At 65.9% G+C, this 11900-nt stretch carries 6 protein-coding genes, 1 pseudogene and 1 CRISPR repeat array; all 7 genes and pseudogenes read right to left on the reverse strand.

The window, feature by feature from the left end:
* Window positions 1-164: 164 nt before the first annotated feature.
* A pseudogene (locus tag QOZ99_RS21290) lies at window positions 165-911 on the reverse strand (ArdC family protein); the annotation flags it as partial.
* A gap of 11 nt (window positions 912-922) precedes the next feature.
* Window positions 923-6194: a CRISPR direct-repeat array (repeat unit 32 nt; unit sequence GTTTCGATCCACGCCCCTGCGGGAGGGGCGAC).
* Window positions 6195-6386: 192 nt separating this feature from the next.
* Window positions 6387-6677: a CRISPR-associated endonuclease Cas2 gene (gene cas2, locus QOZ99_RS21295; RefSeq protein WP_306892007.1), complete on the reverse strand. Its 291-nt coding sequence runs from the start codon at window positions 6675-6677 to the stop codon at window positions 6387-6389.
* Between the two features lie 9 nt (window positions 6678-6686).
* On the reverse strand, window positions 6687-7721 hold the full coding sequence (gene cas1c, locus QOZ99_RS21300) for a type I-C CRISPR-associated endonuclease Cas1c (RefSeq protein ID WP_306892008.1): 1035 nt from the start codon (window positions 7719-7721) through the stop codon (window positions 6687-6689).
* Window positions 7718-8392 (reverse strand): CRISPR-associated protein Cas4, encoded by a 675-nt coding sequence (cas4, locus tag QOZ99_RS21305; protein ID WP_306892009.1) that lies wholly within the window; start codon window positions 8390-8392, stop codon window positions 7718-7720. The genes cas1c and cas4 overlap by 4 nt, the downstream gene beginning before the upstream one ends.
* Before the next feature lie 3 nt (window positions 8393-8395).
* On the reverse strand, window positions 8396-9349 hold the full coding sequence (gene cas7c / locus QOZ99_RS21310) for a type I-C CRISPR-associated protein Cas7/Csd2 (protein WP_306892010.1): 954 nt from the start codon (window positions 9347-9349) through the stop codon (window positions 8396-8398).
* Window positions 9346-11094 (reverse strand): type I-C CRISPR-associated protein Cas8c/Csd1, encoded by a 1749-nt coding sequence (cas8c, locus tag QOZ99_RS21315; RefSeq protein WP_306892011.1) that lies wholly within the window; start codon window positions 11092-11094, stop codon window positions 9346-9348. The genes cas7c and cas8c overlap by 4 nt, the downstream gene beginning before the upstream one ends.
* The gene (gene cas5c / locus QOZ99_RS21320) at window positions 11091-11759 is read right to left on the reverse strand and encodes a type I-C CRISPR-associated protein Cas5c (RefSeq protein WP_306892012.1); all 669 of its coding nucleotides are present in this window, start codon (window positions 11757-11759) and stop codon (window positions 11091-11093) included. The genes cas8c and cas5c overlap by 4 nt, the downstream gene beginning before the upstream one ends.
* Window positions 11760-11900: the final 141 nt, after the last annotated feature.

Here is an 11900-nt window from a genome sequence, read left to right on the forward strand (position 1 = left end):
GCTCCGAGACCCGTAAATTCTGACCCATGGCATTGATTCTCCACGTGAACCAATGCCAGCCAGACGCTCAACTCCATCAAAAGTGAGTCAGAGCCCTTATTCCACGCCGATTCACATCGGGGAGGGCGCAACGTCCTCCCCGACGACATGCACAGCATGTAGCCTCAGGCGACCTCGCGGTCTTCAGAGACACTTGGCTGCAGGCCGTGCAGGAAAGTGACGGCGCGTTGCGCATGCGCGGCCGCCGAGAAGATCGCCCGCTTGTCCTCGGCCAGCACCTTGAGCCAAGAATCGAGATCGCTTGCATGATCCGGCCTCGGCTCGAGTTCCGGCACGATGCCCAGATCGGCGCAGAGAAAGCAGCTCTCGAGCTCGGCGATGAGTTCCTCGCGTGCGCGTTCGCTCCTGTCCTTGCCATAGCGGCGGAGATCGCGGTTCACGCGATGTGAAGCCGATGTCCGGTGGGTGGCCTCATGGCTGAGGACCGCGACGTAGCTCGCCGCATCCCGGAACGTCTGGAAAGGCGGCATCTGGATGTGGTCGGTCGCCGGTGCATAATAGGCGCGATGACCGCCATGCCGGATCACCGCGCCGGTGTTGGCGAAGAAGCGGTCTGCCTCCTCGATCCGCTCGGTCGGATCGCGGACAAGCTCCGCCTTCGCGTAGTAGCGACCCGGCAGCCCGTCGACCTGCGCGACGTTGAAGGCGGTATAGGCCTTCAGGAAGGGAATTTCCCGTTCGATCTCGCCGCCATTCCCATCGGCCTCGGCCTTGGTGAAGCGGCTGGCGAAGACCACCATTGTGCCAGTCTCGCCCTTGCGCACCGCGCCACCGAGTTCGATGGCCTGCTTGAAGGTCATCCAGACCGGCGAGACGTAACCGCGTGCCATGGTCTCGGACCACAGCAGCAGACCGTCGCGTCGTTTCGATCCACGCTCCTGCGGGAGGGGCGACTCCGTCAGCGCCAGGCCGGACGCGATCGCATAGACGTTTCGATCCACGCCCCTGCGGGAGGGGCGACCGTTCCACCATAGACGCTCGTTCCACCAACGCCGGGTTTCGATCCACGCCCCTGCGGGAGGGGCGACATACCATGACCGCGTCGAGCTTCGACGGGGCGCTGTTTCGATCCACGCCCCTGCGGGAGGGGCGACCCTGGGCGGGGCTCCGGGCCTTCATCACCGGCCCGTTTCGATCCACGCCCCTGCGGGAGGGGCGACTACATCAGCTAGATTCTGTTGTGACTGTGAAAACGTTTCGATCCACGCCCCTGCGGGAGGGGCGACCGGGGCCCTGCAGACCACATTCCATGGCGTATGGGAGTTTCGATCCACGCCCCTGCGGGAGGGGCGACCGACGGCGTCGTCGGTGATCTCCAGCGTCGTGGTGTTTCGATCCACGCCCCTGCGGGAGGGGCGACGTCGACGGCGTGAAATCGCAGCTGGACCGGATGTTTCGATCCACGCCCCTGCGGGAGGGGCGACACGCTCATCCTGCACAATCTTCGTGTCGACTAATGTTTCGATCCACGCCCCTGCGGGAGGGGCGACTTGCATCGTCGGTCGGCCGATTGCCCGACATCTTCAGTTTCGATCCACGCCCCTGCGGGAGGGGCGACCATTGCCGCTCGCCGGCGCCGCGCCCGGCTTGCCGTTTCGATCCACGCCCCTGCGGGAGGGGCGACACCGTCGCCTCGGGCTGCAGCGTCATGCCGCTGTAGTTTCGATCCACGCCCCTGCGGGAGGGGCGACTGATCGCCACGGCCGCATTGCCGCGGCTGGGGAAGTTTCGATCCACGCCCCTGCGGGAGGGGCGACAAGCGCGACGAAATCATAAACTCGATCCCGCATTCGGTTTCGATCCACGCCCCTGCGGGAGGGGCGACAGGCCATACGTGATGAGCGACGGCGACGCTATGTAGTTTCGATCCACGCCCCTGCGGGAGGGGCGACTATGGAGCATACTTGCTGATATACGGTCGTCACGGTTTCGATCCACGCCCCTGCGGGAGGGGCGACGTCCGGCAATCGCCGCCGCGCATGAGTTTCAGGAAGTTTCGATCCACGCCCCTGCGGGAGGGGCGACGGACCAGTCCGCCGCAGCAAACGCTTTTCAACAGTTTCGATCCACGCCCCTGCGGGAGGGGCGACCTGGACCAGTCCGCCGCAGCAAACGCTTTTCAACAGTTTCGATCCACGCCCCTGCGGGAGGGGCGACGCGCTCATGCACGCCGATCTTCTCGGCGAGCACGGTTTCGATCCACGCCCCTGCGGGAGGGGCGACGGACCAGTCCGCCGCAGCAAACGCTTTTCAGCAGTTTCGATCCACGCCCCTGCGGGAGGGGCGACGCCAAGCAATTCCGTACTCGGGATAGCGCTCATGTTTCGATCCACGCCCCTGCGGGAGGGGCGACGATGAGCGGCACGGGGAGGCCTCAGTCGCCTAGGGTTTCGATCCACGCCCCTGCGGGAGGGGCGACCCCGGAAGGAAGAGGCGGGGCGCTATACCGAGACGGTTTCGATCCACGCCCCTGCGGGAGGGGCGACGCGTTGCCGCGGCAAACACGAGATCCCCGTCGGGTTTCGATCCACGCCCCTGCGGGAGGGGCGACGCTTGCCATCCGCATGCAGCGCTCTGGTCTGGTGGTTTCGATCCACGCCCCTGCGGGAGGGGCGACCCAACCCTCGGAGTGGCGAGACCCGCCACCCGAGGTTTCGATCCACGCCCCTGCGGGAGGGGCGACCTTCGGGCGCGGTGGCGAGCTATGACGTGCAGGTGTTTCGATCCACGCCCCTGCGGGAGGGGCGACGGAGGCGGGGGGGTGGAATGCGGTGCCTTATCGCGTTTCGATCCACGCCCCTGCGGGAGGGGCGACCTGCTCCAGGACCTCGCCGAGGCGCATGCTCTTGTTTCGATCCACGCCCCTGCGGGAGGGGCGACCACCTTCTTCGTGCATGACGGGGGCGACACGCAGTTTCGATCCACGCCCCTGCGGGAGGGGCGACATTGCAGCGCCGGACAGCCCTCACAATTCACCGGTTTCGATCCACGCCCCTGCGGGAGGGGCGACCGTCACCGGTTGGGTGCTCGTAAAGTCATAATCGTTTCGATCCACGCCCCTGCGGGAGGGGCGACTGCGCATTTAATCCTCCTTATTGCTGATAGGACACGTTTCGATCCACGCCCCTGCGGGAGGGGCGACTTTTCCGGGCGGGCAACACCGATGCGGATCGTATCGTTTCGATCCACGCCCCTGCGGGAGGGGCGACCATTTTGGGTCTGTGGGCGCGCCATGCCATGACCGGTTTCGATCCACGCCCCTGCGGGAGGGGCGACGCCACCTGCGCGACGAGACCCCTTTATCAACGGTGTTTCGATCCACGCCCCTGCGGGAGGGGCGACTGGGCCATGCCTGAGAGGGGCCGTATTCGGCGAGGTTTCGATCCACGCCCCTGCGGGAGGGGCGACTGGTTGATCGTGGTGTTGATGTCGTGGGGGGAGAGTTTCGATCCACGCCCCTGCGGGAGGGGCGACCGCCGTCCCACACGATCGCCGGCAGCGCCTTGGCGTTTCGATCCACGCCCCTGCGGGAGGGGCGACGTCGGGCAGATAGCCGTCGCGGCCGGTAGTGAGGCAGTTTCGATCCACGCCCCTGCGGGAGGGGCGACTCGACGTCGAGCACCTTGCAAAGTTGACCCATTGCGTTTCGATCCACGCCCCTGCGGGAGGGGCGACCCCGGTACAGCCGAAGTCCGGCAGGGCCGTGGTGGTTTCGATCCACGCCCCTGCGGGAGGGGCGACTCTTGCCGACAAGGTTCGCAAAGCAGTTCGCGAGGTTTCGATCCACGCCCCTGCGGGAGGGGCGACCTCGCGCTGCGCTTGAGCCCGGTTTACGGTGCCGGGTTTCGATCCACGCCCCTGCGGGAGGGGCGACACGACAGCGACGCACCTCAACAGGATCATCCGGGGTTTCGATCCACGCCCCTGCGGGAGGGGCGACCCACGTTCTTGGAGGTGTTAATCCACGTGTTACCGTTTCGATCCACGCCCCTGCGGGAGGGGCGACCTGTGCAGGCCGAAATCGCGCGTATCCAGGTGGTTTCGATCCACGCCCCTGCGGGAGGGGCGACAGCGACCCGGTGAGCGGGTCCGCGCCCCGGCGGGAGTTTCGATCCACGCCCCTGCGGGAGGGGCGACATCCGCGATGTCAAGGTGCTGCCATTCTCAGGGGAGTTTCGATCCACGCCCCTGCGGGAGGGGCGACTAGCGCGGTTTGCGAGAGTGCCCGTCAAGCGATTGGTTTCGATCCACGCCCCTGCGGGAGGGGCGACCTGCTTGACGTGCCGGCCCGAAATATTCGCCCGAGGTTTCGATCCACGCCCCTGCGGGAGGGGCGACATGCCGATTAAGGGCGGCAAGCTCACAGTGCAGGTTTCGATCCACGCCCCTGCGGGAGGGGCGACCGTCAACCTGTCCCTGATCGGCATGACAGAGGCGGTTTCGATCCACGCCCCTGCGGGAGGGGCGACACTGAAACACCTCGCCGAGCCGCCCGTCGTCATAGTTTCGATCCACGCCCCTGCGGGAGGGGCGACACAGCGCCAGCGACACCGGCCCGAGATTGACGCCGTTTCGATCCACGCCCCTGCGGGAGGGGCGACGCCCCCCACGATCCCCGCCGCCGGGGCGGTTGCGCGGTTTCGATCCACGCCCCTGCGGGAGGGGCGACACAGGTGGGACAGGTGGGGCAACGCCTTGACGATGTTTCGATCCACGCCCCTGCGGGAGGGGCGACCACCGAGCCATCATCATTGGTCACCGCCTCGATAGTTTCGATCCACGCCCCTGCGGGAGGGGCGACGCGGTGGATGGCGTGAGGCCGGTAGACGCGCCGGAGTTTCGATCCACGCCCCTGCGGGAGGGGCGACTTGTCGGTGTTTGACGATCGCTTAACAACGCGGCGGTTTCGATCCACGCCCCTGCGGGAGGGGCGACGCTCGGTCGGCATTGTGGTACTCCTTGTTCAGGTGTTTCGATCCACGCCCCTGCGGGAGGGGCGACATTCGCGCTGCACGGGCTGCTGCATGGGTTGCCGTTTCGATCCACGCCCCTGCGGGAGGGGCGACCGTCGGCACCCCAGGTAAAGAGCCTGCGACGATGGTTTCGATCCACGCCCCTGCGGGAGGGGCGACCACGCGGCGATTGAGAATCCGAAGCTCTATGAGGTTTCGATCCACGCCCCTGCGGGAGGGGCGACAACTGGCCTTCGGCCTGTGTCGCGCAGACGGCTTGGTTTCGATCCACGCCCCTGCGGGAGGGGCGACTTCCCGTGTGCAGCATTGGCACTGGCTCTTATCGCGTTTCGATCCACGCCCCTGCGGGAGGGGCGACAGGGCGGGGTATGAGGGGGCCGGTTCATGACAGACGTTTCGATCCACGCCCCTGCGGGAGGGGCGACGCATACTGGACGGCTATCGCCGCGCCATTGGCGAGGTTTCGATCCACGCCCCTGCGGGAGGGGCGACATTTTGGCGATTGATTTAGGCACGGAGAGTAAAGGGTTTCGATCCACGCCCCTGCGGGAGGGGCGACGGGGGACCAGCGAGAGCTTTGGCATATGCAGCCCAGTTTCGATCCACGCCCCTGCGGGAGGGGCGACGACTTTTCCGCCACCCGGCGCCGTCCGGAACAGGTCGTTTCGATCCACGCCCCTGCGGGAGGGGCGACACGTTGTTGTCCCGCCGGTGCCGCCGTTTGAGCCGTTTCGATCCACGCCCCTGCGGGAGGGGCGACGACGAGAAGATGTCCGTCGCGGTCGGCGTCATCATGTTTCGATCCACGCCCCTGCGGGAGGGGCGACAACGGCGAGAAAAACAAGGGATACCAGACGGTCGTTTCGATCCACGCCCCTGCGGGAGGGGCGACACCAGATACCCGCTCTCGACGGCCGCTTGCAGCCAGTTTCGATCCACGCCCCTGCGGGAGGGGCGACGGCGACCGGATAAGTGATGGCGCCCTTGCCAGCGCGCGTTTCGATCCACGCCCCTGCGGGAGGGGCGACCTCGCGTGTCACCTGCAATTCCGCCTGTAGCTCGGTTTCGATCCACGCCCCTGCGGGAGGGGCGACCTCCTGCCGCTGCGCGAGTATAGAGCCGGCGCCGGGTTTCGATCCACGCCCCTGCGGGAGGGGCGACCCCTATCCACTTAAACCTCAGTAGGCATTCGAGAAAGGGGGCGCAGGGCGCGAACGTGCGCGGATTATGTACCGGGGACAGCGGCTTGAAGAGGTGGCGGTGGCAAAAGAGGTTTTCAGGCAAGGGGCTGGGACGGGTGCGAACCTCCCCGGAACCTCCGGCACGCTTCAGGATCGCACTGCACGGGAGCCGTCAGACAATAAGGGTCCCACCGAGATCCACCGCGGGTTTGGCGCCCACATGCTCGATCTTTCTCTGGCCGTTCGCGCCAAGATAGTAATAGCGCAGACTGTCGCTTTCCGGCTTGATGAGACCTTCAAGGCGGGCTTTCAGCCGCGTCCACTGGGCCGGATCCACCTCGATCTCAAACACCGAATACTGCACACGCTGGCCATAGTCGCGGCAGGCCTTCGCGACCGCACGCAGGCGGGCGGCGCCATTGCCTTCCGAGGTTCGCACATCATAGGTGACCAGCACGAGCATCGCCGACGCCTATTTCCAGAACCAGGGCGGGTAGGCATCCAGATCGCCCCGCAGATGCCGCGCCAGCATCTGCGCCTGGAGATAGGGCGTCAGGCCGAGCGGTGCCTTTTCCTCCAGAAAAGGGTGCTGGCGTTCATCTTTTTTGCGCTCCTGCCACGCTGTCAGGACCGTCTTGCGCGCCTCGTCGGAGAGAAACACGGCGCCAGCGTCCCGCACCTCGAAATCGCGGACCCGCAGCTGCCGCCGGTTGATGAGCGAAAGGGCGAGCCGGTCGGCCAGCACCGGCCTCAACTCCTCCATCAGGTCCAGCGCCAGGCTGGGCCGGCCGGGACGGTCCCGGTGCAGAAACCCCACGGCCGGATCAAGCCCGACGCTCTCGCAGGCAGACCGGCAATCATGGGTGAGCAGGGTATAGAGGAAGGAGAGCAGCGCATTGACCGGATCGAGCGGTGGGCGGCGTGAGCGGCCATGCCAGCGCATCTCCGGGTCCGGCGACCGGATCAGATGATCGAACACGGAAAAATAGAGCTGGGCGGCTTCGCCCTCCGATCCCCGCAGGAGGTCCACGGTGTCATCCGATAGCTCGACCCGGCGCAGGATGCGCGCCAGCCGCTCCGTGACAGCCTCGATCGCGGCGCGATCTTCCGCCTCATGCTCCTCGCCATAGTCGCGCAGGCTGCGCATCAGCACCGCGCGCTGGTTGGCCACCTTGCCGATGACGACGGAGCGGACGATCTCCTCGGGCGCGTCGGACGCCTTGTACTGGGCGCGGCGCAACAGGACATTGCCCGTCACCGGCCCTTCGATGCGCGCCTGAAACCGGCCGTTTCGATCCAGCAGCACCAGGGTGATGCCGCCGCCGGCGCAGGCCGCCATCAGTGCCGGCGATACATGAATGGCGCCGAACACCACCACTGAGCCCAGCATGTGAAACGGCACGCGGGCGCGCTCTGCGCCCTCCACCTCGGCCACGAGGTTCTCGCCATCCTTGCGGAGCACCGCGCCCTCGGTGGTGACATAGATGGTGTTGAGCAGCTTCTTCATGGCAGGGGCTCGGCCAGCTCCCGCTCCACCATGCGACGACGCCAGGCCCGGACCGGCTTCGCCACGATGGCGGGGCGGCACAGCTCCAGCAGCGAGCAGGCGCGGCAGCGTTCGCGCTTCAGCGTCGGCGGTGGTGTCTGGCTGGCTGCCAGAACCTGCGCCAGCGCGCGGATGGTTTCCTCGGTGAGCGCGCGCAATTCGGCGTCGAAGGGAACCTCCGTCCGCCTTTTGGTCTCGGCATAGAACAGCGCTCCTGCGGGGACTGACGCACCGGTCATTTCCTCCAGGCAGAGCGCCTGGGCGCATAATTGCACCTCGTCGGAGCGGTGGAGCTTGGGCTTGCCGCGCTTGTATTCCAGGGGGAAGGGAATCTCACCGCCGTCCGGGGTGGGATGGAACTCGACCACATCGGCCACGCCGGCGATGTTCAGCCGGCGGCAGGCCAGCGGCAGAGCCATGGCACGGCGAACGCCGCGCGCCTTGCGGGCGCCGCCCTTGTCCGCCACGGCGTGCAGCACATGGCCCTCCGCCGTGAAGCGGTTGTCCGCCCAGAGGCGCTCCAGATGGATCAGGGCCGCCTGGCGCAGGCAATAGACGGCATGCTGAAGGGCCGAGAGCGGAATGGGCTCTCCCGGCTCCGTCTGCCCTGACCCTTCCGCCTGCGCGTCCATCGGTCAGAGCTTTTCGATGATCTCGACGCCTGCGGGCAGGTTTTCGCGGTCGATAGTCACAGTGTAGTCGGTGAATTTGCGGGCAGGGGGCTCATTGTCGATCCGCTTGTCGTCGATCTCCCGGAATTCCCCATCCACATTGCGGCCGATCCTGATGCGGTCGAACAGCGCGTGGGCGGGGGCGTTGCCCATCGGATTCTCGTGTTTGAACACGATCAGCTTCCGCGTCGCCATCTGCCCCCGCGCCGCGGCGCGATCGTGCTCGAACATGCCGGTCAGCGCCTCGAACAGGAGGTCGAGGTCGCTCTCCGAAAAGCCGGTGCGCTCGGCAAATTTGGCCGAGATAAATCCGTGGGCCACATAAAGCCCATAGGGCACGATGTGCTTGCGGCCCATCGTGCGGTTGTCGGTACGATCACTGGAATCGTCGCCCTCCGCCTTCTGCTTCTTCTCGGCCTCATTGGTTGCGGCCATGCGGGTGATGGAAATTTCCAGCGGCATGATTGGCTCGACGGAAGAGGCGAAGGTCATCTGCACCGGCCCCTTCACCTGCCCGCAATTGATGCCGGTGGACATGACGGCGCCGAAGGTGCGCACGTCGAAGAAATTGCGGCACATGAAGTCGCGAAGCCGCCCCGCCTCGGTGTCGTCCTTTGGGTTCAGCTTGGCGTCCTTGCTCGCCTTGGCATCGTCCGGCCGCAGCGCGATGTAGGCCTGACGGTGCTTCTCGTTCAGGATGGAACCCTCCTGCACATAGATATGGAAGCCGTCCTGCTTCTCCTTTGCCAGTTCGATGTAGTTGCGAACCTTGCGCTTCAGGCTGACATCGGTGACGAGACCCTTGTTGGTCTCCGGGTCGAGACGCGGCATGTTTCCCGCATCAGGATCGCCGTTCGGGTTGCCGTTCTGGACGTCGAAGATGAGCGTGAAGTCATAGCGATTGGCGAGCGTGGTCATTCCGCGGTCTCCCCGGCGTCTGCGATATCTGCGGGTTTCTTGAAGAATTCGTTGCGCTGGTGGTAGTAGCCGAGGCCGAACAGGGCCTGCTCCTGCGCGGAAAGCGAAGGGGGGAACGGATCGGCCCCCGGCTCCATGGCCTCCATGATGCCGCCGATCACCTTCTCCAGGTTTACCCGGCGTCCCGGCGACTGCTTGCCCATCTTGGAAAGGTGGTTGGCGGACCCCTTCTCCAGCAGGGCAAAGACCTTGCGCGGCTGGGCTGAGGCCGAGCCGTAGAACTTGTCCTTGATGGTGGCGTTCACCTTGCCACCAAGGGCGGCATTCTGCGCCTGTTCATAGGCGGCAAAGAGCCGTCCCAGCAGGTAGCCTCGGTCTCTGTTGCTCGGGTCGAGCGCCACGGGAGCCTCCCTGTTGTAGTTGCGGGCAAGAATTGCTTTGAGAATGCCAATGCGCAGAGCGTTCACGTCGCCATCGGCGCGGATACGTGTCAGCACGGCGGCGAGCAGTGTCAGCGGATAGCGCGTGCCGCCCAGAATGGCGCGCATCCATTCGCCCGCGAGATTGGGCGGCACGTTTTCGGATTTGCCGAGCACCGCCGTCTCGCGCAGATAGCGCCACAGCGGCGGATAATCGTCACGCGGCGCCGGCGCGATGCGCATGTCGCCGACGAAGCGCTGATAGTTGCGGGTCAGCGCGCCGAAATTGTCCTCGAAGAAGAAGCGGATCGACAGCCGCGCCGCGTTTGGGGCGAGGCCGAGCACGTAGAAACGCACCCCCGCCTCGAGCTTTGGCGCGACCTCGGCCAAATGCTCGCCATTGCGGATGCGTGCCAGCTGGATACTGATGGTCTTGCTGGCGGCGGCCTCTTCCGCGCTGGGGTCGAAATAGGTGGAGAACAGGCTCTCGGCCTCGCTCGCCGTCGCCATGTCCGACGCATCCGCCCAGAACACCACCGAGGCATCGCCGATCTGGATGCGGTGGCTGCTGTCCCTTTCCAGGAAGCGGTTCAGAGTGGTGGTGTAGGCGAAGGCGGCGGCTTCGGAGACCGGGGCGTTGTCGCCCTGCTCATGGCCGTAGGAAGTGAAGGCGTCGAGATTGAAGGAAACCAGCGCCGCGCCGGAGGATTGCGCGCCCCACACGCCCTTGATGGACGGGTGCAGCCGGGCCACCGGCCCCGCCTCGCCGGTGACGAGGCAGATCTGCGGGGCGCTGTCGCCGGCCGCGGAAACCCGTGCCCACAGCGCCGTCGCCGCCGGGCGATCATGCAGATAGCCGGACCCGCGCCGCTCGCTTTCCAGCGCGAAGACGACATTCTGGTCCTTCATCTCCTCCGGCCAGAGCGGCGCGGCGAACTGGTCCGGCGTCCATGTCTGGAGGAAAAGCCGAAGGGCGAGGAGACCGGCATCGCTCGCCCCGTCGAGAAGCTCGACATGCCGCTTCACGAAGGCCGCATGCTCCTCCGCCGTGCGCTTGCCTTCGCCCGCGGTGATACCGAGCACATAGGAGGTCTTGTCCCAGAAAGTGTTGGGCGAGATGCCGGCCGTGCGTTTCACCGGCTGCGGCACCAGCATCTGCCGGGTCACCTTCTTCTTTCCCTCGCCGTCGCGCAGATCGGTCACGCCGGCGACCGAGCCGTCCTCGTTGAGCGAGATGACGAAGCCGATCTTCTCCGCGGAAAAGCCGAAGGGCGGCGCGTCCGGCAGGCGCCCATAGGCCTGCACGAGGGAGGAGAGGATGGTCATCGGCGGATCTCCGCGGAGTCAGGTGCCGGCACCTGGACCGCGCCCGCTTCCAGCATGGCGCGGAAGAACAGCGAGGGGCGGCCGGGCGCCTGATGGTCGATGTCCCACAGCATGAAGCCGAGATCCCGGCTTTCGGAAATGGCCGGGGGCAGGGGGGCGTCGGGCGCGATCAGCTCGAAATGAGCGGCGAATTCGCGGGTGCCGAGGCAGGGCTGGTGGAAGCACTGGCCGCGCGCGGCGCGCCGGTTGAACGTGTCGAGATGCTTGCCGACATTGTCGTCGGCGCCGGCCTTGTCGGTCAGTTCGAAATGCGCCGCGATCACATAGGCCGGTTTCACCAGCACGGTGGAGGCGCGCTGCTGGCGATCCTCGTCCACCAGAAGGCTCAGGCCCTCCAGATCGCCGCGCTTCATCGCGCTTTTTATCTTGCCCGCCGGGGCTTTGCTGCCAACCTCGTTGCGGCGGATGGACTGGAAGCGGATGGGCTCCAGCACATGAATAGCATCCACCACCCAGCGGATCGCCGGCTTCCAATGGATCGCCTCGAGAATGCCGCGCGCGGCGGACGGCGTCATTACATCATAGGAAACCCGCTCGACTTTCATTTCGGGCCGGGTGAAGCAGGCATGATCACCCCACACCTTCAGGCGGATTCCGTATCCCATCAGTACCCTACCAGTCGATCGCCATTTTGTGGTTCTGTGTAAGCGAAGCGTAATTTCATTCATATAGCTTGCGTAAAGGCCCGACAAGGTGCAACGTCGCTCTCGCCGTTACAGGGAGGACTCGTCATGCGTCGAAGGCGG

It is taken from the genome of Ancylobacter amanitiformis (genome assembly GCF_030814815.1).
GTDB lineage: Bacteria > Pseudomonadota > Alphaproteobacteria > Rhizobiales > Xanthobacteraceae > Ancylobacter > Ancylobacter amanitiformis.

Excerpts from the sequence above, each read along its gene's own strand:
- cas2 (WP_306892007.1), bottom strand. The coding sequence starts at position 6,677 with ATGCTCGTGCTGGTCACCTATGATGTGCGAACCTCGGAAGGCAATGGC.
- cas1c (WP_306892008.1), bottom strand. The coding sequence starts at position 7,721 with ATGAAGAAGCTGCTCAACACCATCTATGTCACCACCGAGGGCGCGGTG.
- cas4 (WP_306892009.1), bottom strand. The coding sequence starts at position 8,392 with ATGGACGCGCAGGCGGAAGGGTCAGGGCAGACGGAGCCGGGAGAGCCC.
- cas7c (WP_306892010.1), bottom strand. The coding sequence starts at position 9,349 with ATGACCACGCTCGCCAATCGCTATGACTTCACGCTCATCTTCGACGTC.
- cas8c (WP_306892011.1), bottom strand. The coding sequence starts at position 11,094 with ATGACCATCCTCTCCTCCCTCGTGCAGGCCTATGGGCGCCTGCCGGAC.
- cas5c (WP_306892012.1), bottom strand. The coding sequence starts at position 11,759 with ATGGGATACGGAATCCGCCTGAAGGTGTGGGGTGATCATGCCTGCTTC.